The organism is Komagataeibacter intermedius TF2 (genome assembly GCF_000964425.1).
GTDB classification, from domain to species: domain Bacteria; phylum Pseudomonadota; class Alphaproteobacteria; order Acetobacterales; family Acetobacteraceae; genus Komagataeibacter; species Komagataeibacter intermedius.
On sequence record NZ_BANF01000194.1, the window covers coordinates 17,939 to 41,301 of the forward strand.

General features: G+C 59.9%; 18 protein-coding genes. 2 read left to right on the plus strand and 16 right to left on the minus strand.

What is annotated here, in order from left to right; genetic code table 11:
• Positions 1 to 190 precede the first annotated feature (190 nt).
• On the plus strand, positions 191 to 1,168 hold the full coding sequence (locus tag B7449_RS15765) for a hypothetical protein (protein ID WP_039735231.1): 978 nt from the start codon (positions 191 to 193) through the stop codon (positions 1,166 to 1,168).
• Between the two features lie 78 nt (positions 1,169 to 1,246).
• Here B7449_RS15765 and B7449_RS15770 read toward each other — a convergent pair whose 3' ends face one another.
• From B7449_RS15770 to B7449_RS15825, 12 genes are all read right to left on the minus strand, one after another.
• Positions 1,247 to 2,017, minus strand: a complete 771-nt coding sequence (locus B7449_RS15770; protein ID WP_039735232.1) for an SDR family oxidoreductase — start codon at positions 2,015 to 2,017, stop codon at positions 1,247 to 1,249.
• Positions 2,018 to 2,144: 127 nt separating this feature from the next.
• Positions 2,145 to 3,065, minus strand: coding sequence for a glucose-1-phosphate thymidylyltransferase RfbA (gene rfbA / locus B7449_RS15775; RefSeq protein WP_039735233.1), 921 nt, complete (start codon positions 3,063 to 3,065; stop codon positions 2,145 to 2,147).
• A complete protein-coding gene (gene rfbB, locus B7449_RS15780) occupies positions 3,062 to 4,138 on the minus strand; it encodes a dTDP-glucose 4,6-dehydratase (protein ID WP_039735234.1) in 1,077 nt (358 codons plus the stop codon). The genes rfbA and rfbB overlap by 4 nt, the downstream gene beginning before the upstream one ends.
• A 246-nt stretch (positions 4,139 to 4,384) precedes the next feature.
• A complete protein-coding gene (locus B7449_RS15785) occupies positions 4,385 to 5,536 on the minus strand; it encodes an acyltransferase family protein (RefSeq protein ID WP_039735235.1) in 1,152 nt (383 codons plus the stop codon).
• A gap of 36 nt (positions 5,537 to 5,572) precedes the next feature.
• The gene (locus B7449_RS15790; protein WP_039735236.1) at positions 5,573 to 6,130 is read right to left on the minus strand and encodes a polysaccharide biosynthesis/export family protein; all 558 of its coding nucleotides are present in this window, start codon (positions 6,128 to 6,130) and stop codon (positions 5,573 to 5,575) included.
• A gap of 95 nt (positions 6,131 to 6,225) precedes the next feature.
• Positions 6,226 to 7,572, minus strand: coding sequence for an outer membrane beta-barrel protein (locus tag B7449_RS15795; RefSeq protein ID WP_235721130.1), 1,347 nt, complete (start codon positions 7,570 to 7,572; stop codon positions 6,226 to 6,228).
• Positions 7,573 to 7,610: 38 nt separating this feature from the next.
• Positions 7,611 to 9,089, minus strand: a complete 1,479-nt coding sequence (locus tag B7449_RS15800; protein ID WP_010515948.1) for a flippase — start codon at positions 9,087 to 9,089, stop codon at positions 7,611 to 7,613.
• Positions 9,089 to 10,240, minus strand: a complete 1,152-nt coding sequence (locus tag B7449_RS15805) for a glycosyltransferase family 4 protein (RefSeq protein WP_039735237.1) — start codon at positions 10,238 to 10,240, stop codon at positions 9,089 to 9,091. The genes B7449_RS15800 and B7449_RS15805 overlap by 1 nt, the downstream gene beginning before the upstream one ends.
• Positions 10,241 to 10,258: 18 nt before the next feature.
• Positions 10,259 to 12,433 carry a GumC family protein gene (locus B7449_RS15810; RefSeq protein ID WP_039735238.1) on the minus strand — a complete coding sequence of 725 codons (2,175 nt, stop codon included), beginning with the start codon at positions 12,431 to 12,433 and terminating at the stop codon, positions 10,259 to 10,261.
• A gap of 41 nt (positions 12,434 to 12,474) precedes the next feature.
• Positions 12,475 to 13,290, minus strand: coding sequence for a WecB/TagA/CpsF family glycosyltransferase (locus B7449_RS15815; protein ID WP_039735239.1), 816 nt, complete (start codon positions 13,288 to 13,290; stop codon positions 12,475 to 12,477).
• Positions 13,291 to 13,326: 36 nt separating this feature from the next.
• Positions 13,327 to 14,823 (minus strand): exopolysaccharide biosynthesis polyprenyl glycosylphosphotransferase, encoded by a 1,497-nt coding sequence (locus B7449_RS15820; RefSeq protein WP_244465770.1) that lies wholly within the window; start codon positions 14,821 to 14,823, stop codon positions 13,327 to 13,329.
• A gap of 369 nt (positions 14,824 to 15,192) precedes the next feature.
• Positions 15,193 to 16,671 carry a mannose-1-phosphate guanylyltransferase/mannose-6-phosphate isomerase gene (locus B7449_RS15825; protein ID WP_048883812.1) on the minus strand — a complete coding sequence of 493 codons (1,479 nt, stop codon included), beginning with the start codon at positions 16,669 to 16,671 and terminating at the stop codon, positions 15,193 to 15,195.
• 319 nt (positions 16,672 to 16,990) lie between these two features.
• Here B7449_RS15825 and B7449_RS15830 point away from each other — a divergent pair, with 319 nt between their 5' ends.
• A complete protein-coding gene (locus B7449_RS15830; RefSeq protein WP_039735241.1) occupies positions 16,991 to 18,328 on the plus strand; it encodes a UDP-glucose dehydrogenase family protein in 1,338 nt (445 codons plus the stop codon).
• A gap of 274 nt (positions 18,329 to 18,602) precedes the next feature.
• On the opposite strand, the gene B7449_RS15835 is transcribed toward B7449_RS15830, so the two are convergent.
• From B7449_RS15835 to B7449_RS15850, 4 genes are read right to left on the minus strand one after another with little or no spacing between them, the layout of a single operon-like run.
• On the minus strand, positions 18,603 to 19,568 hold the full coding sequence (locus B7449_RS15835) for a glycosyltransferase family 2 protein (RefSeq protein WP_039735242.1): 966 nt from the start codon (positions 19,566 to 19,568) through the stop codon (positions 18,603 to 18,605).
• Positions 19,565 to 20,764, minus strand: a complete 1,200-nt coding sequence (locus B7449_RS15840) for a glycosyltransferase (protein WP_039735243.1) — start codon at positions 20,762 to 20,764, stop codon at positions 19,565 to 19,567. Before B7449_RS15840 ends, B7449_RS15835 begins: the two co-directional genes overlap by 4 nt.
• Entirely contained in the window at positions 20,761 to 21,924 is a 1,164-nt protein-coding gene (locus tag B7449_RS15845) for a glycosyltransferase (RefSeq protein WP_048883810.1), read from the minus strand. The genes B7449_RS15840 and B7449_RS15845 overlap by 4 nt, the downstream gene beginning before the upstream one ends.
• Before the next feature lie 45 nt (positions 21,925 to 21,969).
• Positions 21,970 to 23,079 (minus strand): GumK N-terminal domain-containing glycosyltransferase, encoded by a 1,110-nt coding sequence (locus tag B7449_RS15850; RefSeq protein WP_039735245.1) that lies wholly within the window; start codon positions 23,077 to 23,079, stop codon positions 21,970 to 21,972.
• Positions 23,080 to 23,363: the final 284 nt, after the last annotated feature.

A 23,363-nucleotide genomic window follows, 5' to 3' on the forward strand; every position in this document is an offset into this window, starting at 1 on the left:
TACACCACGCGAATGCTTCATGCGGTTTGTTGTTGCAACTGATATTCGTTTGCAATAAGAATAACGCACTCACGGCACGATCAGGCAGTTTCCCAACCGTCGATTTCCCAGCACCACGCCGTGAAAACTCCTGCGGCATCGTGTCCGCGCGATGCCGCACTCCTTTTTTCATGCAGGGACCATGTCAATCATGAGTGAAACCACAGGATGCACGGCCGACTGGCACCTTGAACACTCTTCTCCCGGGATGTTTCTTCACTATCTTGCGCCCCAGCACCTTTTCGCCCGGCAGATCAACACGCTGACGGCGCGCTTCCGTGATGTGCAGGCCCTGTGCGATGCAGGTTCATGTCCGCCCGCGCTGACACGGCTACGCAATGCGCTGGCATTCCATCTGGTCAGGATGTCGCGCTGGTGGCGGTTTGATTTCTGCCCCCGTGGCGTAACCGGGGTGCGCAATCCACTCTTCCTGACCTATGTGAAGGCCCATGCCGAACGCTCGGCCGAGGACGACGCCCTGTTTGACCTGTTTACCATGCAGCGCCACATGCATGGCGGCGACGGGGGACATATCCTTGTCCTGGGCCGTGATCCGGTCCCGGACCCGTCCGTTTCCATCCTGTATGGCGTGGACGGACAGCGCAATTTCCGCTTTGCCACCAGTTCGCACGGCGTGCAGCCATTATGGAATGGGCAGGCCTATCCGGATTTCGCCGCGGCATGGCTTGCCGCGCGTGGCGTACACGCCCTGATCCGCGATGACAGCACGGACCTGCATGAATACGAAACCGCCCAGCGGGAACACGCGTGGGCCCGGTCATGGCACCACCGCCATTTCCACCGCAGCGGCAAGCTGCCGGTTATCCGGCTGTATGCACAGGCCAATGCCCAGTTCATGAACTGCCAGTCCACCTTTGGCCGCGCGGAAATGAAAACAGTGGTGGAACGCCTGGCCTTTGATATCGCCCGCGCCGCCTTTCAGCGCCACATGACGGTGGCCGACCTGATTGAAGACAGCGACGCGCTTTCCATCAACCTCCGTTCGGCCAATACCATCAAGCAGCGGGCGCGGGCATATGTGGCGACCTGTATCGACCCGATTGCACGACCTGAAATGGATACGCTGCTGGACCGGGTCGTATCCTACGTGCCACGCCGCTGCCCGTGAACAGATGCCTGCCGCGCCCCGCCCACCATGTTGGGCAGGGACGCGGATACATGGGGGCCATGCGTCATGGCCCCGGTTTTACTGTGCAGTATAGCCGCCATCAATGACCAGCTCGCTGCCGGTCATGAACTTCGATTCATCAGATGCCAGAAAGACAATGCCATAGGCGATGTCATCAGGTTCGCCCAGATGGCCAAGGGGATGCAGGTCAACCAGACGCTGCCGGGCCGCAGCCTGATCCGGGGTTTCGGCAGTAAAGCCCTGCACCATCGGCGTCCAGATATAACCGGGATGGATGGAATTGACCCGGATCCTGTATCCCTGCCGGGCACAATGCAGGGCAGCGGATTTGGTGAACAGCCGCACGCCCCCCTTGCTGGCGTTATAGGCCGCCAGCGTGGGGTCGCCCACCAGCCCCTCGATGGAGGACAGGTTGATGATCGACCCGCCGCCATGTGGCTTCATGGCCTCTACGGCATAACGCGTGCCCAGAAAGACGCCATCCAGATTGACGGACTGCACGCGCCGCCAGTCCGCAAGGCTGGTGCTTTCGACCGAGCCTGTATAGAGGATGCCCGCGTTATTGACCGCAATATCCAGCCGCCCAAAACGGGCGTCAATGGCGGCCATTGCCTGTTTCCAGTCATCTTCCGCCGTGACGTTCAGCGGGACGAACAGCGCCTCGCCCCCCGCCTTTGCAATTTCGGCAACGACAGCCTGACCTTCATCTTCCTTCAGGTCGGCCACGACCACCTTTGCCCCTTCGCGTGCCAGCAGCAGGGCCGTTGCCCTGCCGATCCCCCGGGAAGCACCTGTAACCAGCGCTATTTTCCCCGATACACGTCCCATGCTTTTTGCTCCTGAATAAATAACTTCCCTTAAAATATAAGGAAAATTTCATTCAGGGCATTGGGGGAGCGCAATACATCCACAACGTGACGACACGTTTGCGTGATACTGCGCACCCCATCGCCGGTCAGGCCGCGACTGCGTCCTTCTGGGGCAGTGTACTGGCGATTTTCATAAGTTCACGCCCAAGTTCGGTCTTGATCATGCGCTGTGCATAAAACTTCAGTGCTGCCGCATCGATAAAACCACGGCGGAAGGCCACCTCATGCGGGGATCCAACCAGCAGCCCCTGACGGGACTGGATGGTCTGCACGAACTGCCCTGCCTGCATCAGGCTGTCGGGCATGCCGGCGTCAAGCCATGCACAGCCACGCCCCAGACGCTGCACATGCAGGTCATCCTTTTGCAGGTAAATGCGGTTCAGGTCGGTAATTTCCAGTTCCCCGCGCGATGAGGGCTTCAGGGAGCGCGCATATTCCCGCACGCGACCGTCATAGAAATACAGGCCGGTCACAGCCCAGTTCGACTGTGGAGAGGTGGGTTTTTCAACAATATCCAGTGCGTGACCATCTGCCGAGAAACTGACCACGCCATAGCGTTCGGGGTCACGGACTTCATAGGCGAATACCGTAGCCCCCGTCGGGCGCGCGGCCGCTTCGCGCAGCTGCCGGCCCAGATGGTCGGCAAAAATCAGGTTATCCCCCAGTATCAGGGCACACGGCGCATCATCCAGCCAGTCATCGGCAATGACGAATGCCTGTGCGATCCCATCGGGCGAAGGCTGCTCGCGATAGGTGAAGGTCACACCCATGTCCGACCCATCCCCCAGAAGCCGCCGGAACAGTGGCAGGTCCGCAGGGGTCGATATGATCATGATATCGCGTATCCCCGCCAGCATGAGCGTGGACAGGGGATAGAAAATCATCGGCTTGTCATAAACCGGCAGCAGCTGCTTGCTGACCGCCTGCGTCATGGGATGCAGGCGCGTGCCTGATCCACCGGCCAGAAGAATGCCCTTGGGCGGTTTGGTCGTGGTCTGTGCGCTCATGCTGCTGTTCCCATCTTCTCACCTGCCTGACCCAGGCGTTCCCCGCCATACCGGGCAGCACGAATGCTGTCCCACCAGTCCCGGTTATCGAGGTACCACTGCACCGTGCGCCGGATGCCGTGTTCAAAATCATGGCGGGCATGCCAGCCCAGCGCCTGTTCGGCATGGGTGGGGTCAATTTCATAACGAAAGTCATGTCCCGGCCGGTCGGTCACATGCCGGATCAGACGCGCATGCGGGCCTGCCGGGTCGGGATGCAGTTCATCAAGTATCGTGCAGATGGTTTCCACCACCTGCATGTTGGTGCGTGGCTGTCGCGCCCCGATGGCGTAGGTTTCACCGGGCTGCCCACATTCCACCGCGCGGACCAGGGCTTCGGCATGGTCTTCGACAAACAGCCAGTCGCGCACATTCTGACCCGTGCCGTAAACCGGCAGTTCGCGTCCTTCGATCGCATTGATCGTCACCAGCGGGATCAGTTTTTCAGGAAAATGCCATGGTCCATAATTATTGGTGGTATTGGTGACGAAGGTCGGCAGCCCATAGGTATGGTACCACGCCCGCACCAGATGGTCAGAAGACGCCTTGCTGGCGGAATACGGGCTGCGCGGGTCATAGGGGGTCCGTTCGGTAAATGGCGGATCACCGGGCTGTAACGCGCCAAACACCTCATCGGTTGAAATATGGTGAAAACGGAATGCCTTCCGCCGTTCCGCATCCTGTCGCGCCCACCACTTCCGTGCGGCCTCCAGTAATGTATAGGTGCCCACTATATTTGTGCTGACAAACGTGCCGGGACCATCGATGGAACGGTCCACATGGCTTTCCGCCGCAAGGTGCATGACGGCATCGGGACTGAATTCCGAAAATATCCGTTCCATGCTGGCGGCATCGGTAATATTCGCCACTTCCAGCCTGTAACGCCCGCTTTGCGCAGCGGCTTCCGTTGCCTTTATACTTGCGGCATAGGTCAGGGCATCCACATTCAGGACTTCATGCGTGGTCTGGTCAATCAGACGCCGCACAACTGCGGAACCAATGAACCCGCATCCCCCCGTTACAAGTATTCGCATGTCTCACTTCCTTTCCCCCGTTACGCGACCGTACGATCCCATGACTTTTCACGGTGGGGAAAAAGCCGGTCGTTTCATTGATACGGGCCGAACGCGAAGACCGGGACGACCCTGTAAAATCGCAAATGGAACGCGACAATCTAAGGGGCAGTCTGTGTCATAAATATGGAAAGCGATGCCTTATTCAGTCAAAAAACAATAAAACAATATTGTACGAAAAACAGTGCGCGTGTCCTGACGGACTGTTCACGCTGGCCTGCGTGCGCCAATCATTGCATCACGCGCCTCGACCCGCTGCATGACCCTCCGGCCCAGACGTTGTGACGGCCGTTCAACCAGATGGTAACAGACCGTACCCACGATCAGGCATAACCCGAATATGGCAAAAGTAACCGCCAGCCCGGATGCCAGATCAAGATGATGCAGCCATTCGCCCAGGCTCCAGGATATGATGCCAATCAGCAGGTAATGCGTCAGGTAAAAGGAAAACGATATACGCCCGAGCCATATGACCGGCTCCGAGCGCAATAGCGCATCCACTACCCCGCGCTGATAGGCCAGGCCGAAAATCAGCGCGGTAAACCCGAACACATCCAGCACCGGCACAACGGGGAAAAACAGTGTTGCCGCAATAAATATGACAGCACCCGATGTAATGGACGCTGCATGGCGCTCCATACTGTCAGGCAGCAGATGATAGGCACGATACAGCAATATTCCCGCCGCAAAACAGAAGAACATGCGAATGGCGCCAAATGTTCCCGTCGGGTTGTTATTGGCATGGTGGCAGGCGGACAGCACCACGACCAGCGTGACAAGGCTGCATGCACACAGTGCCAGCGCATTGCGTGGCGATGAAATGCGCATTGCCCACATCGCCAGCAGCGGGAACATGATGTACCCCAGCACTTCCGCGCTGAGGGTCCAAGACACGATGTTCCATTCCCCCAGCTTCAGCACTGTCCAGCTCTGCACCAGCAGAAGGGTCTGCACGAAACCCGGCAGGGACAGGTTATGCGCGCGGTAAGCGAAGGCAGGGTCCGTATAATGCCGCTGCATGGCCACATAGCCGGGCGCCAGCAGCACAAGCGGCACCATGGCCAGCAGCACGAATGTATTGAGCGGATACACCCGGAAGAACCGGACAATGAAGAAATCCCGGATCACATGCCACCGCAGGACCGTGAACTGCCCTTCATGCACATGCATGAGAATGAACCCCGACAGCACGAAAAACAGGTCCACGCCACGGAAGCCATTAAACAGGAACAGCGACTGCAGCATCCATGGCTGATGCAGGATATCGGCAGCCAGACCATAGAAATGCGTCATGAAAACCCATAACGCCGCGATACCGCGCACACCGGTCAGGCTGGGGATGGAACGGGCCTTGGGCATGTTGTTCCCCCGGATTCATCTATTCTGGTTCAGGTTTCAGAAAAATCTTTCGTCAATCGTCACCACGTCACCGGGCAGCAGCACGGTCGCGCGCGATATGCGGCCTTCATGCGGGGCGGTACTGAGGTCTTCCTGCCGCACGTCGGTCGCGTGTCCGGTCACGGCACGGTAGGTAAAGCCCCCCGCCAGCGCCACGGCGGTCAGCATGGTCATGCCGGGCTGGTAGGGATACTGCCCCGGATGGTTGACTTCCCCCAGAATGAAGATCGGCCTGTACTGCGCGACCTCGACCGACACGCTGGGCTGGGTCAGGATACCCTTCTTTTCCAGGCTGGCGGAAATACGCGCCGCCAGTTCCGGTGGCGCGGCCCCCGCCGCCGGCACCACCCCCAGAAGCGGGAAATCGATATTCCCGTTGTCACTTACGGTAAACGTATTGCTCAGTTGCGGATCGTTATAGGTAATGACGCGCACCTGATCCCCCGGGCCCAGATGATAGGCCCGGGCATCAACCGTTTCAAAGGACTGCTCCCGCGCGGAGGCGCAGCAGCTTAAGGCAAGCAGGGCCGTGACACCGGCTGCCTGCATCATCATGGGCCGACACGTCTTCCGTATCATTGCAAACATGGCCACTCCCAAATCATTCAATGTGACTTTCCTTCACCCGGCCCGCATGGCGGGCTCCGTCATCAGCCAGAGAAGGAAAAGCCCAACAGTATCGTATTGCTCGTAAACGTTGAAAGACGCCCCGGGATGTTCAGGTAATTCACGTTCCCGCCCGATGTGGCGTTATTGACATAGTTGTAGGTAAGGGACGCCCGTACATGACGGTCGATATTCCAGTACACCGATCCCCCGAAATGGATCTGTTTCTGCAGTCGGTTCCCCTCCAGCGTGGAAACGGCACTTCCCGCGGGCGTCACCATGTTGGACTGCGACGCACTTTCCCCATATTCGGCATAAGCGCGCAGGAACACATTCTGCCGCAGTTCATGATCCCATTGCAGCCGCACGTCCGTCACCACCTGGTTGCGTGCAAACGGGGTTTCCGGATCACTCAGATGCCGGGCCGCCGTCAGGTTGACGGTATCAATCTTACGCGGCATCCACGATACGTTGACCTCGAATGTGGGCGTCGTGACCGATGGGCTGGTGGCGTTGCTGAAACTGCGCGTTTCCCCACCCACCAGCAGGCGGTACTGCCAGACCTGCCCGCTACGGAAATCAACCCCGGCAAACCCCGCGCCATCGGCGTAATTGTTGACGGATGCCTCCGGCGCGGAATCGTACTGCGCGGCGGACCCGCGGAACACCACGACCGCCGCGTTCCCGCGTGAAAATTCATAGCGCGAGGTCAGTGACCCGGTTTCCACCTTGTGACTGATGGCGCCGTAATCGATGGAAATCGGCCCCGGCGCCGTCCCGAAGGAGAAATCCTGATAATCAAACGCGGGGATCAGGCTGAAGCGGCCGAACATCTTGGTATAGGTCAGCCGCCCGTCATTGACCTGATAGGGAACGGGATAGACCACGCCGTACACCCCAAGGTTGGTTGCGGACAGGTGGTACTGGTAGTGGGAATAGGCCGCGCTGAGCGTATCATGGCCCAGATTGAGCGTACCGCCGATGTTGCCGTGCCAGTTGGTGTAACTGGCGATCGACTGCGTGGGATACCGGTGGTCATCCATGCCCACGGACGCGCCAAGCGCATGCCGCCGCCAGCGCGAATTGACGCTGACATTGGCCGAAGTCTGCACTGCCGGGCTGCCCGATCCGGGGATGCCCAGCGTGTTGGAGTTATAGCCCACATTTTCCGATGCGCTGGGCCGGAGCAGCCAGCTGCCCAGACCTATGCCATCGGTCTGCTGGCCCATCATCTGCCGGGTAACGACCGAACCGGTCATATCCGTCGAATATCCAGGAATATCAGCGGGAAAAAGCTGCTGGATCAACTGTGCATGCGCACTGTTCGCATGCAGGCCAATCCCCAGCATCACCATACCAACCGGTCCCCACGACAGACAGCGCCACGTCATGGCGCTGTCCTGCAACCGCCTCACCTTCATACTGTAACCTACCCTGTAATCGTAAGACGGGGATTGCCCCCCGCACGCTGGACAAACCGGTGCACCATGTCATGCAGGCCCGGGTCCAGCCGGTATGCAGCCACAGCCATTGCCAGCCCCGCCACCGCGGCGGCACAGGCGGATACCACCAGATTCATGGGAATCAGCAGACTCACAATCAGCGCTCCTGTCATTATCAACAGTCCCGGCACAAGCCGCCAAGTCTGCTTAGACAGGCAATCCGACAACAGGTAAAGAGCAACTAAATTAATCGTGACCCGCAATGTCCACGCAGCCGCCGCCCCGGGCAGGCCCCACCACTTGATCAGAAGCCACAGCACGCAGAAAAATGGCAGGATTTCCACCATCGAGACCTTGGCCGTGATATGCGGCCGGCCCTGCCCCTGCAGCAGGCCATAAGGCAGGAAGGCAATGCCGTTGGTCCAGGCGCCAAACATCAGGATCTCTGCCACGGGGCGGGACACATCGGCAAAGCTGCCCCCCACCCACATATGCAGGAACGCGCCCGAAAACAGGATACCCGGCGCGCAGATCATGCCAAACCCGTAAGTAAGTGACGCCGTGGCCCGGCGGGTCAGGTCGACCGCCTCCCCCCTGTCGGCGCGCGACAGGCGGGGGAACAGCGTGCGGGCCAGCGCCGTCGCCACGACCTGCGAACGCATGGCCAGATTCATCGGCACGGTATACTGCCCCACCGATGTCACCCCCAGCGTCGCACCGATAATCAGCTGGTTGGACGTGTCGAGCAGCGGGTTGATCAGGCTGGAAATGCTGACCCATGACCCGTAGCCCAGCAGGCGCTTGAGCCATGTGACATCAAAGTCCAGCGGACGGATCGGCCACTCCAGCGCCATGACCACGCAGTAGGCCAGCACGATCATGCCCAGCCGCGACAGCACGATGGACGGCAGGACAACCGTAAGCTGCGGCCCGAAGAAATGGATGCAGATCAACGGAATGATCTGACCCGCCATGGTCGTGCTGGAATTGAGCATGTTGGACAGCAGGAACCGCTCACGGGATTCCAGCGCACCCGTCGCCACGCCATTGATCATGCCCAGCGGCAGCATGACCGCCATCCATGGATAGGCATGCCGCGTTTCCGCCATCAGATCGGGCGGGATACGCACGAAATGCAGCAGCACCATATCCCCGATCGGATACAGGATCAGCCCCCCCAGCGCACCAAGGCCAAGGTTGCTGTAGAACGCCGTCATAAGCACGGGCGAACGTTCCCGCGACGTGGCATGACCCAGCTGCGCAAGCGCATTGGCCGATGCACGCGACAGGCCGAAATCCAGAAACCCCAGATATCCCAGCAAAATCCACGAAATCGCAACAATACCGTACCGGTCCGTGCCAATCAGGTGCAGGTAGAATGGCACGGTGCCCAGCGAGACGACGATCGGGAAGATGGAACCGAAGACGTTGAACAGGAAATTGGTGGAAAATTTGCTCTGCGCCATCACTCCGCCCCTGCCGTCGCCATGACGGGATGTGGTCCCGCCTGACCCAGAACCTGCTGGTAAAGACGCACATATTCCTGCGCGACACTGTTCCAGTCATAGCGACTGGCCACTTCCATATTGCGCGCGCGCAACGCATCCGCCGTGTCCGGCAGGGAGATGGCCAGCGCCTCGACCTCCCGCGCGCCGGGGGCAAGATTGTCGGGATCGATCATGACCCCTGCCGCCCCCTGCTGCATCAGGCGGACGAAGGGGGTGATGGTGCTCAGGATGGGAACCAGCCCCGCGGACATCGCCTCCACCGCCGCAAGGCCGAACCCCTCATGCGCGGACAGGCAGCCAAAGAAACTCGCCTCCCCCATCAGGTCGCGCAGGGCGGCATCCGACGGGCCGGACACGATGCGCACGGCCTCCGCAATGCCGCATGCCTGCGCCTGCTGCTGCAGGTCGGCTGCCGTCAGGTTGGAATCCTGCCCCGCGACAATCAGTTTCCATTCCGGGTTTTCACGCCGCAACAGGGCAACAAGCTGGAACAGGAGCTTCAGCCGCTTGTGCACGGCAAAACGCCCGAAGGCAAGGATCGTGCGCCCCGGTGTGCGGGACGCGGCATCACGGAATCGCGTCTGGTTGATACCGTTTTCGATTGTCTGCAACCGTCCCGCCGCCACGGTGCGGAACAGGTCGGCGTCACTATAGCTGCACGCGACAATGCGCCTGTATGCCCGTACGGAAACCGGGGTGATGGTGCGGAACCATATTTCCTTGATGCGCCGCAACGCGCCGGTGTGGAAAAAACCACCATGGGTGGAGGCAATCATGGTCTTGCGGTGAACCGGCCATGTCCAGGCGAGGAAATCGAAAAAGAAATCGATCGCATGGACATGCAGCAGGTCGAACGTCCCGATATGACGCAGCACCCCCGGCGCCAGCGGATAACGGGTCGATCCCCGCCACGGAATGCGGATGACCGGTATGCCCTCGACCATGTCGCGATGCGCCAGCCGGCCCGGACGGCCGAATACGCTGTCGAGGGTCAGGACCTGCGCATCGATATTCAGGTCGCGTCTCTGGCTGCGTGCAAGGTTGAGCAGGGAATCCTCCAGCCCACCGACAGAGGGACTGAACTGGCGACAGATATGCAGAACTTTCAATATTTCATCCCCCTGTTTTCATTTGTCGTCGAAACGGCTCAGGATCTTGATGTCCCGATTACCGTAGCTGTAGCCCATCACGTCCATGGCGTTATCTTCCACCATGGTGGCCACGACGCCCGCCAGCGGCGCACCACAGGCTTCCAGCCGTTCCAGGCAGGCCATGACGGCACGCTGCGCCGTGCTTTTCCAGCGGCAGACAAAGATCACCTGATCGGCCATGTTCGCATGCACCAGGGCGTCACTCAGTCCCAGCAGCGGCGGGCAATCAATGATGACCAGTTCATACGACCGCTTCAGTTCCGTCAGGATCGTGCGCAGGCGCCGGATCTCGACCGGGCTGAAGGCATGCTGCATCGTGCGCCCGGCGGGAATGTAGTCAAACCCGGTATCCGGATCCGTGCGGATGACATCCGCCACCGGCACGCCCGATGTCACAAGGTCGCTCATGCCCAGCGACGGACGTCCCGTCGTGCCATCGGCCAGATACTGGTCCAGCATGCCCCGGCGGTGGTCGGCATCAATGACCAGTACTTTCTGCCCACCCCGGCGGGCGATGGTCGCCATCCACAATGCCAGCGTGCTTTTCCCTTCTTCCGGCCCTGCCGATGTAATGGCAAGGCAGAGCGGCTGCCCCCCTTCATGCACCCGCATGGACAGTTGCATGACAAGGCTGCGCACCGCCTCGGTCGCGCGGGAATAGGGATGGTCAATCACATGCCGCCGCACGGCCTGTTCCGTCCGGCCGCCCACCTTGGGCACCACCGCCAGCAGGGGCAGCGGAACCGCGGCACGCAGGCGTTCGATTTCGGTGAAGCCCGCCGCGAAGTAATCACGCAGCAGCACAGCCCCCGCCCCTGCCGCCAGCGCCACCGCAATCAGCCCCAGGCCGATTTTCTTGCGGTTGGGAAAGCTGGGCACATCAGGCGGGGAAGCATGCGAGACGACGGAAATGGGCGGCTGCAGCAGGGCGGCCCGGTCCACGACTTCCTTGGCGTGTTCCAGAAAGGTTTCATACACGGCGCGCGCGCTCTGGGCTTCCTGGTCCAGGGTGCGGTATTCCGCCTGCGGCGCGCTCTGACCACCCGCCTTCTGGCGCAGCAGGTCAAGGTTTTCGTTCAGGCGCTGCACTTCCGCGCGGGCGGAAATCTGGTCCTCACGTATGGTGCTCAGCGCGGCCTGCGTTTCAGCCTCCAGGCTGGCGCGGGTGGTTGCGATCTGCTGGTCCAGCGCGCGCAGGCGCGGATGCTGCGGGCCATAGGTCGCCGCTTCTTCCTGCCGGGTGCTCTGCAGCTGCATCAGCGCATTGGCGGTAGCAACCAGGATGGGTTCCTGCGACAGGGCGACAGCCGCGCGCGCATCCCCGCGTGCGGCCGCATCCCGCAACGCGTCCGCGCGCGCCTGTGCCGCCGCCAGCCGTCCTTCCGCCTGACTGAGATTGGCGGATGTATCGGCAATCTGGCGTTCGATCAGCGGGGTGCTGGTGCTGCCCTCGTTCGTGTTGGTCAGGCCATGGACATTATCAAAGGTATTGGCCTTCTGCACTGCATCCAGCCACCGCTGCCGCAGGGCCGCCGTCCGGTTGTCCAGCCATGTCGCGACACGGTTGATGTCCCCCGTCTGCCGCGCCAGCGCAATACGCTGGTAGTTCGTCACTACCGCGTTGGCCAGCGCGGCGGCACGTTCGGCATTGCCATCAACCACGTTGATGTCAAGGATCTGCGTGCGCGGTTCGGGCGTGACCGTCAGGTTGTTGAGGAAGGCATCTTCCTCATGCTCGCGCTGCACCTGCGGATCAACCGGCGCGCTGGCATGGCACAGGAACCCGATGCCCATGTGACACAGCCGGTCGCGCAGGCCCACATGCGGCGGTGCCGCAGGTGGTGGAAGCTGCGCCATGACGGCGGCGGCGACATCACGCGAATGGATCATCGCGGCTTCGGTCGACACCAGTTCATCATCCGGCGGGGCCAGGTTCTGCTGCTGTCCGTTCGGGGCAAGGGGGTCCTGCTGCGCACGGCCCGACACCACGACCGTCGTGGTCGCGGTATAACGCGGCTTGAGCGTCAGCATGACTGCCCCACCCACGACCACGACCCCAAGGGTGGTCAGGATGAACAGCATCCTGTGGCGCAGGAATGCCCGCACCGTCTGGCGAATGACGAGGCCCACGTCGTGCGCTGTCCATGACATTGAAGTGGCCCGTCCCTGTATGGAAACATAATTCATGCTGTTTATCCGGCAAGTTTCCGCGAGATGGATGACGCGGGCCGGCACATCAGCCTGCGCCACAAATAAACAAGGACATGAAACCCGAATACAGGCAGTCCCAGCAGGTAACGCCGCCATAGCCTGCGCGGTTCACGCACCAGTCGCACAAGCCATTCCAGCCCCATGTTCGCGACCCATCGGGGCGGTCGGTGCACACGCCCGGCCGCATGGTCAACCAGCGCCCCCGCGGTGATGATGACGCCGGTGGGCAGGTAGTCCATGTTGTCATGCAGCCAGCGTTCCTGCCGGGGCATGCCCATGGTCAGCAGGATGATGTCCGGGCGGGTCGCCTTAATCCGTTCAAGCAGGAGCGTGGAATCACGCGATCCGGGCGTCGGGTCAAAGAAACCATGCTGCGTGCCTGCCGTGCGCACGCCATAGCGGGCGGAAAAGGCCTCTGCGGCCTTGTCCACCACCTCCTCCGTGCCCCCGATCCAGAAGACCGAGGCTTCGTTCCCCAGTTGCGACAGGACCGGACCGATCCATTCCGGCGGCGTGGTGCGCGGCAGGTGTCGCCCCGTCAGCACGATGCCCGCCAGCTGCACGCCCGCACCGTCACAGAATGCAATGTCGGCCCGCCGGAACAGCGTGCGCAGCCAGGGCTGCTTTTGCGACACGACCGCCATATGGGCGTTGGCGTTGACGACTGTCATCTTTTGTCCCGCCCGGACCGCATCCACCACACGCTGGACAATATCCGCACGCGATATGTCATGCAGCGGCAGGCCCATGACATCGACAATCGTATTATCTACTGCGATTTCTGTATTTGCGTTCATTTGAATACACCGTTCATCATCAGGAAATTGAAGAATTCAGAACGCATTCCGACTGAAAATCTCGCGCTTTATGGTCAGGAAAATGATTTTGATATCCAGCCAGATCGACCATGCGCGAATGTATTCCAGATCCAGCACCACACGGCGGCACAGATCATCGCGCGTGACCAGTTCACCCCGTGACCCGTTGATCTGCGCCCAGCCGGTAATCCCGGGCTGCACGCGGTGGCGGGCGACATATTCTTCCATCGCCTCATGCAGAAGCTGGCCACCGGCACGGGTCTGCGGCGCATGGGGGCGTGGGCCGACCAGCGACATCTCACCACGCAGCACGTTGAAAAGCTGCGGCAGTTCATCAATGCTCAATCGCCGGATCCACTTGCCAACACGGGTCACACGCGGGTCGGTGCGGGATGTCTGGCGCGCGGCGTCAAGGTCCGACATGTCCGTATACATCGACCGGAACTTGAAGACATTGAAGTAACGGTTATTGAAGCCCTGCCGGGGCTGGCAGAACAGCACGGGCCCGCGGGAGTCCAGCTTGATCGCCAGCGCCACCAGCGTCAGCAGCGGGGCAAGCGCCAGCAGCAGCACACTGGCCGTCAGGTCAAATGCGCGCTTTTCCAGCATGTCCCATTCACTCAGCGGACGACGCTGCAGCACCGTCAGCGAAAACGGCCCGAACCGTTCAACCGGCCAGCCATGGCAATCCTCGGTCATCAGCGACGGCACGACATAGACATCCGCCAGAACGCCACGCAGCCGCCACAGCACGTCCATGACATGCTGCTGCCCGCACGCAGGGGGGAAGCATATGATGACCGCATCGATATGATCCTCACGCGCGTGCAGGACCAGCTCTTCCACCGTGCCGTCACTATTGCCGCCCTGGTCATCAAACGTCCCGACAAGGCGGAACATGCGCTGCATGCGCGTATTGATGCGGGTGGCCATCTGTGTTGCTTCACTGCCCGATCCGATGATCGCCACCTTGCGCGCAAGGCGACGGGTCATCGTCGGCGTATGCAGGATGTATGTCCCGACACACCGTTCCACAAACAGGATGGCCACCACAAAGGCCAGCCATTCCAGCCCCATGCGCACCGTCACGCCAAACGGCCATGACAGCATGACCAGAACCGTACAGAACACCACTTCGCCAAAGGCCACGGGCGGCAGCAGGTAACGGATCTGGACAGAAGCCCTGGTTATGTCGGGAATGTCGAGCAGGGGAACATTCTTGGGAAACAGGAAAAACGCCCCCGCCGCCATGATATTGGCCAGCAGAAGGGCGCCAGACAGTTCATCGGGGGTGTCGTATATCCTCTGCCAGGCAATGCAGGCCACAACGGCGAGGCACACGCAGAATGCATCAGACAGGATCACAACCTGGGGCAGGACAGGATGCCGGTAGGAAAAGCTGTCATCCATGCCGCGTGCCGTATGGACGCGCCGGGGAATGCTGTCGAGACCGGATGGCAGCGACGACAGGTCCGTTTCGCCATTCTTCAAGTGCCTGAGTGCCTCGCTCATTTTGAAACATCTCCTGTGGACGCGGAACACGACCTGACGTCGGGCAGGACCCGCCTGCCATTTTCCGCACTGCACAATCGAGTGCGAAATAATCCCCATTTATTGTTGTTTTTTACATGAATCGGGAAACCCCGCTTCCTGATGCCGGAATATTCTGGGTATTTTGAGGCGAAAATATGTCACGACATCAATACATGGAAGAAATTTCCCAATCATATTTTATTCATAAAACCCTGTCATTTTTACATTTCCGTTATTTTATCGTAACGATATAGGGCCACAATAGGGAAAACTACGGACATTCAGTAAAAGCCGCCACCCACATTGCGTAAAATCCCGTACGGATTTCACGCATGTGCTGGTATCTGCCTACTGTCGGCCGTAGGTATCCTCGAACCGGACAATGTCATCCTCACCCAGATACGGACCGGACTGTACCTCGATCAGGGTCAGGGGTATGCGCCCCGGGTTTTCCAGCCGGTGCATACATCCTAACGGCAGATAAACACTTTCGTTTTCCTGCAACATAAGTTTTTCCTCATTTCGCGTCACGATGGCGGTACCACTGACAACAACCCAGTGCTCGGCACGGTGAAAATGTTTCTGCAGGGACAGTTTCTGGCCCGGATACACCACGATCCGCTTGACCTGGAAACGTTCCCCCTGAATCAACCCTTCGTAAAAACCCCAGGGCCGGTAACAACGATTATGAATTTCGGCTTCCGTTCTTTTGGCCATCTTCAGCTGCGACACAAGGGCGGACACGTCCTGCGCGTAATCACGGTGAATCGCAAGCACGGCATCCGATGTCACCACCAGCACGATATCCGTAAGCCCCGCCACCGCCGTCAGCATGCCTTCACTGCGCACGTAACAGTTATGGGACTGTTCCAGCACGACATCGCCCACCACGACGTTGCCTGTCGCATCCTTGTCGCCCAGTTCCCATAATGCGTTCCAGTTCCCGATATCCGACCAGCCAAGGTCGGCAGGTATCACGACCGCACGATCCGTCCGTTCCATGACCGCATAATCAATGCTGACATTGGGACAGCGCATGAAGGACGCGGTTTCCAGCCTGCGAAACGTCAGGTCGCTTTCACTGTGCAGCAGCGCATGACGCACATTTTCCAGAACATCCGGTTCATGCCGCTTCAGTTCCGCCAGAATGACGGAAGCCGGGGCCAGGAACATGCCCGAATTCCACAGGTAGCCCCCTTCATTCAGCATTTCGGTCGCACGCAGGCGATCGGGCTTTTCGATAAAGCGGGCGACGCGGTACACGTTGTCGTCAGCATCACCGGGACGCAGCGGCGCGCCGAGCCGTATATAGCCATAGCCGGTTTCCGGCACGTCGGGCTTCATGCCGAATGTGACGATGTATCCTTCACGCGCCACGGTCATGGCTTTTTCCAGAACTGCGGGCAGGCGCTCGGGATAACGGAAAACGGCATCCGCTGCCATGATCCACAGAAGGGTCTCGGGATCATCCTGCGCCGCCAGCAGGGCTGCGGCCGCAATTGCGGCTGCGGTGTTGCGCACGGCAGGTTCCAGGATGATCCGTCCGTCCTCGCACCCGTTTTCGCGCAGCTGTTCCGCCACAAGGAAACGGTGCGCGTTGTTACACACCACAATCGGCGGTGCAAAGGCCGTGCCCGTGGCGCGCTGCAGCGTTTCCCCGATCATGGTCCGGCTGGAGGCCAGCGCCCAGAACTGTTTGGGGTGGCTTGCGCGTGAAACGGGCCATAGCCGCGTACCCGTGCCACCGGACAGGATAACGGGCGTAATGGTCCGGTTGCGGGGTTCAGGCGTGGATACGGTTACATCCGTTGCTGTCATAAACGTCATGGATCGTGACTCCGTCCTGCGGTTTTCATGCTGCACGTATCCGCTGTTTCCCGATGGGAAACAGAAACCGGTCATGTCGGACATTGATGTTGCGGAATGCACTTAGCCTGAATTTTTTTGTCAAGAATGTGGTGGGCAAACATATTTTTGTCGTGATCATGCCTTTGTGTAGCATCCGTGTGACATCTTCCGGGTTACGGAACATGCACCCCTTATTACTTTTGGTTTTATTAAACCCGCTTTGAAAAGCTTTGAATTCCGGCCTGTTCCGGACGGCAGGCCGCGATACGAGATCAGGGAGGTCCAGGTGCGAATTGCTATGATTGGTGGAGGCTACGTTGGGTTGGTCTCCGGTACATGTTTTGCAGAATTTGGCACCGATGTTGCCATTGTTGAAACCAACCCGGACCGTCTGACCGCCCTGCGTGAAGGGCGCATACCGATTTACGAACCCGGTCTGGACCGTCTGGTGGAAGAAAACGTGGAAGCCGGGCGCCTGACATTCGGGGACGACATCGCCGCTGCGGTCAAAGGGGCTGATGCCGTATTCGTGGCGGTTGGCACGCCGTCACGCCGGGGCGACGGGCAGGCGGATACAAGTTATGTCTACGCCGCCGTGGAACAGATTGCCCGCGTGGCGGACGGGTACACCGTCATTGTCACCAAATCGACCGTGCCGGTAGGAACAGGACGTGAAATTGCACGAATCATACGCAAGACACGCCCGGACCTGGATTTCGATGTTGCATCGAATCCGGAATTCCTGCGGGAAGGCAACGCAATTCAGGATTTCATGCGCCCTGACCGTGTCATTATTGGCACAGACCAATATAAACCGGAGGGTACGGAGCGGGCGCAGAATATCCTGCGCAAGCTGTACCGTCCGCTTTATCTGCTGGAAACGCCCATTGTCTTTACGGGCCTGGAAACGGCTGAACTGATCAAATATTCCGCCAATTCATTCCTTGCGATGAAAATTACCTTCATCAATGAAATCTCGGACCTGTGTGAAAAGGTCGGCGCCAATGTCAATGACGTGGCGCGTTCCATCGGGCTGGATGGACGTATCGGCAAGAAATTCCTGCATCCCAGCCCCGGCTTTGGCGGTTCATGTTTTCCCAAGGATACCCGTGCGCTGACGGCAATCGGCCGCAATGCGGGATCCCCCGTCCGGCTGATCGAAACTACGGTCGCGGTCAACGAACAGCGCATGAAGGACATGGGCGAACGTGTCATTGCCTTTGCCGGCGGGGATGTGAGTGGACTGACCATCGGCGTGCTGGGGCTGACCTTCAAACCCGAAACCGATGACATGCGTGAAGCCGCCTCCATTCCCGTTCTCGACATGCTGGACAAGGGGGGCGCGAAAATCCGCGCGTTCGATCCCGCTGGCATGACCACAGCGCGTCCCGTATTACCGAAATCCGTGACCTACTGCACGGACGCGCTGGATGCCGCAAAAGGGGCGGACATCCTTGTTGTAATGACGGAGTGGAATGAATTCCGCTCGCTTGCCCCGGAAAAACTGGCAGCGGAAATGAAGGGCCGCAAAATTGCGGACCTGCGCAACATTTGGGACCCCAAGGCCATAAAGGATGCCGGGTTCGACTATATTTCGCTCGGTCGGCCGGACGCGGTACAGCCTCATCAGGCATAACGCACGAAACCGGGCCATGCACCGCATGGCCCGGCCAGAACCCGCCAGTTCCCCTGATCATACCATCAGAAACAGACATAGATTGTGATGTACAGGTAGCAGAACAGCGCCGGAACTACACTCGCGGTACATTCGAAAAAGCAGGTGGCTGCTTAAAAACGACCTGCAAAAAAAGAATAAAAGTCTTCGTGCACCGCCTTTTTTCAAAAAAGGCGGTGTTCTTCGACGCTTTCTGGAAAAAGCGTCATCAAAAAATTTTGGTCGTGATCTGTTGTCAGGAATGGCAAAGCCTGCGCCTGAGCGCCGCCGCCACCTGACGGATCATGGCTGGCAGGAACGCAGGCCTGCGCATGATGCGCCGGATGATTGCCCCCACTGCCCCCGCGCGCAACGCCACGGACACGAAATAGGAATCATCCAGTCGCTGCAGCCCCTCGGCACGCTGGCGCAGCAGATCCACCAGTTCGGGATCATTGCGAATGCGCGGGTCACGCGCCAGTGCCAGCGCGGTGTCATGCATATCCCGATAGGCAATGACCGTGCGTGACATGCCCGATGCACGCCTGCTGACACTGCCCTGGCGCTGTGTATAAAGATACGTGGCGTGATCAATCAGGAAAAACCTGCCACCCACCATGAGGAAAGCGACCATAAGCAGGAAATCCTCCCCATGCCGCACCACGGGGTCATACCGTATGGCATGGGCAAGCATGAATTCCCGTCGGAACACGGGCTTGAGCAATCCCCAGTCAAACCCTTCCCCGCCCGATCGGTTATGGGCGATGTAATCACGCAGTCCGACGGGCGTACGCGGCACCTGCCCTGCCCCCATCGCCCGTCCCGTCACCTGTCCGGCCATGGCGTCGTAATAGGCCAGATCATCCGCCACCGCATCACAATCCCCTGCCGCCGCACGGGCCATCAGCACCTCCAGCCGGTCGGGGGCAAAGGCGTCATCGGCGTCAAGAAACGCAATCCAGTCACCCCGCGCCGCCCCCAGCCCCACGTTCCGCGCGACCGATGGTCCCCCGTTATACGGCGTGGACATAACGCGGATACTGCCATGCGCGCGCGCCAGCCTGTTCAGCAGGTCTGGCGTCCCGTCGGTGGAACAGTCATCCACAATGATGATTTCCAGCGGCGCATGCGTCTGTTCCAGCGCGGAACTGACGGCACGCATGATAAAGGCCTGTGCATTATACGTCGTAATGACCAGACTGACGGACATGGGAGTGTTCATGGAATGCGTCCTGTCATGCTGTCGTAAATTTTTTCCAGTGTTGCCGCCCAGTGGGCCAGGTCATGCTGTCGCGCCACGAACGCGGGACCGGCGGCGGACATGCGTGCAGCCAGACCGTCATCGCACAGCAGGTCCAGCAGGCGCGCCGCCAGCGTTGCGACATCCCCTTCAGCAAAGGCGAAGCCTGTCGTGCCATCGACAATGCCTTCCGTCGCCCCGCCCCGTGCCGATGTCACGACCGGAACGCCACAGGCCTGCGCTTCCAGCAGGACCAGCCCCATGCCTTCCGCATCGCCATTGGCGGCGGTGACACTGGGCAGACAGAAGACACGCGCCTGTTCCAGCAGCGGCTGCATTTCTGCCGCTGAATAACGGCCGTAAAATGATACGCCACCCAGCCCTTCGGCAAGACGGGTCAGCATCGGGCGTTCGGGGCCATCGCCGGCAATAATCAGTTTTGCGGCGGGCAGCCTGTCCCGCACGATGCGAAAGGCTTCAATCAGGTAACGACAGCCCTTTTTTTCCACCAGCCTGCCCGCGAACACGATCACCGGCGCACGCCCTGCAACCGGCTGGCCCGTATGGTGAAAGCGATGGACATCAATCCCGATGGGGCAGACATGAATACGCTGTTCCGGCAGACCCGCGCGCAGTGCCGCTTCGCGTATGCTCTGGGACACGGCGACAAAACTGACCTCCGGCCGGGTGGCCAGATGCTGCAGCCTGCGCGGATAGGCACGCCAGCGCCGTCCCCCGCCGCCTCTGGCGAACCACTGCATATGGGTTGTAATATCCGATCCGTGCAGCGTGACCAGCAATGGCACATTCAGCGCACGCGCCACGGGCCATGCCTCCACTCCGTCAAAGCCGAAATGGGCATGTACCAGTACCGGGTCCACCGCACGCGCCAGTTTCATCATGCCCGGCACGGGACGTTCCACATAGCGCGCGCCCATGCCGATCAGGCGCTGGAAAAACGTGGGCGGCCCATCATGCAGGGCCCGGACGGCCATGCCATCCAGCGGCAGCTGGCCCACCGTACGCTCCCCGATCAGGACCGGCCGCCAGCGCGTCAGTGCACGCGCCTGATCCCGCACGAATGTTTCGGACCAGGGCAGGATCTGCGTGCGATAGATTGCGACACAGGGCCGGGTCAGACCGGAAATGCCCGTCCCTGCCTGCGACAGCATCTTCATGCCGCCACGGCCTGTGGCACGACAGCAGTCGGCGTCATGGGTGTATCACTACCCTGCCCACGATGGCATGCCCGGTCGGTGCGCGAAGATTCCCGGCCAAACCGGCGCACGAGTGGTGCCAGCAGCACACCCAGCACAAAGTCCTTCTGCATGGCGCGGCTGCCAAATGTCCAGAATGACCGCTCACTATACCCTCCGTCACGCACCAGTTGCACGAAGGCCGCGATACGGCGTGGCAGGGCGCCGGAACAGACATCGGCCCGGCGGGTATAAAGCGGTTCCAGCTTACGCCATGCCTCGGCAGCCACGCGGGCACGGGCACGCAGGGGTTCAGGCCACTCCGCCATCTGCGCCAGATCGGCGAACATGTTGCTGTCCTGCACCGTCATCCGCGCCAGATAGCGGTATGTATCGGCCCGGTCTTCCAGACGGTAGCGCCAGCGATCCACGAATGTGGGCCTGGTCCGCTTGCCCGACCCAACCGTATTGCCCCCGTGCAGGCGGTATTCCGTCAGTTCGTCATCCAGATAGACAATGGTGCCGACACCGGATGCGACCAGGAAGAAAAACAGGTCGTGTCCCATTTCCTTGCCCGGATTGTAATGATCCCCCATGCGGGCCCACAGGGCGGATGCAGGTTTCAGTTCCGCGCGGAATGTCTGCATGAAGCCATAGGAAAAACACCATGGCTGCAGGGTAAGCGGTCGCGATACCGCGGGTATGGGGGGCGTTGCGTAAAATGGCGAGATGGGCGCACGCTGTTCATTCACCAGATGCGCGTTGTGGAAGACCATCATGACATCGGGATCATTCACGAACGCCTGCCTGACACGCGCCAGATTATCGGGTTTCCAGAAATCATCCTGGTCACAGAAGGAAATCAGGTCACCCGAACTCAGGCTGACCGCATGCATGAAATTGCCCTTGTAGCCCAGACGCTGCGCATTGCGGTGGATATGCACCGGAAAGGGTGCCGTACGGGCAAAATCGGCCACAATATCCAGCGTGCCGTCGGTCGAACCATCATCCGTCACGACCAGTTCGGCAGGCAGGCACGTCTGTGCCGCCAGACTGTCCAGCTGTTCACGAATATGGGCAGCCCCGTTATAGGTCGCCATGACAACTGAAATGCGTAACCCGTTATCACCTGCCTCAGTCATGTTTCTCGCTCTTTCCTAATGCTTTGCGCAGGGACAGGCCTGCCTTCAGACACGCGTGTCGGGATAGGCCTCGGGCGTCAGGATACGCTGCACGATTTCAGGCCAGCTATGGGCATCAAGCTCGATCACGTCCGTAGACTGCAATGCCGCATCGATCGCCCGCCCGATCGAATGCGCATCCCCCGGCCGGTAGCCGTACCGGCCTGCCGTGTCATTCAGTGCGAAATCGGGACAGACGGCAGGAATGCCGAACAGGGCGAACTGCCGCAGCTTGAGTGAGGTATCCAGCAGGTAGCGCGGCGTATTGGCATCCCGATAGGGGGCGACGCCAAAACTGGCGTGCTGGAGATAGGACAATGTCCGTTCAAATGCCATTTCGGGATGGATGATGATGTTGGGCGCATCCAGCCCGTCCGCCGCATGGCCCGCGCCAATGATATGAAAATCGATATCCGGCCGCAGCTTTGCCGCGATCTGGAAAAACGTGCGGTCAAACAGCATCGACCCGATCGAGACACAGCTGGTCCGACCGGGCGTATAGGGATTGGGATAGATTTTTTCGGCAATGCCGCGGTCAATGCCATGGGGCGCGAAAACCGCCGAACGCGCATGGGGCAGGCGTTCCAGCAGGTAGCGCGAGGGCATGCGCACCGTGTCGATCATGTCGAAATTTCGCACGAAATCATTCTTGATGGTATCCGCACAGCCAACGACTTCCAGATCGTCGGACATCAGGTAGATAATGCGGGCCGACGGATTAAGTTTCCTGACATCGGAAATAAATATCGGCGCCATGCCGGACTCAATAAAAACAGTATCGGCGCGCCGTATCCATTTTCGCGCAATGGCAGGCAGCATCTGGCGATATAACCAGAACAGCCCCCGCTCCACCGGCGCAAGCGCGGCGCGGCGCATGTTGAACGGATGCCATTTCATGCGCCACAAGTAACATTCCACGCCATCCACCCTCTCCACGCGGTTGGCGCGATCCGCAAGGCTTGCACGCGTATCCCCCCGCCGCAGTGACAGCGTGCTCAGCCCGATGGACAGGAACGCGGTCGGGCCACGACGCGCCATCTCCGCTGCGATGAAATGGACACTCGCCTTGCGCAGACTCCTGAAATCATGAACGGAAATAAACAGGGAGCGCGTCATGGAACTCTGGTCTCCTGCCGTGCGCCACGCTGGCGGCAGGCCGCATGCGCATGGCGTACGGCCCACGGGTTCATAGCAATTGCGCAAACATGCCGGGACCATTGTCGCGGCCCCTTTTACGCCGCGCCAAATCCACAGTGTGATTGCGGCAAGATCATGACATGATCGTGCCGTGATAAAGGCGATGCCACAAAGAATTGTGTAGGCACATTTTGAATGTTTTCTACATTTATATTCTGATACGCTCTGTCAGCCATACCAGAATCACTGTATTGCCTGAACCA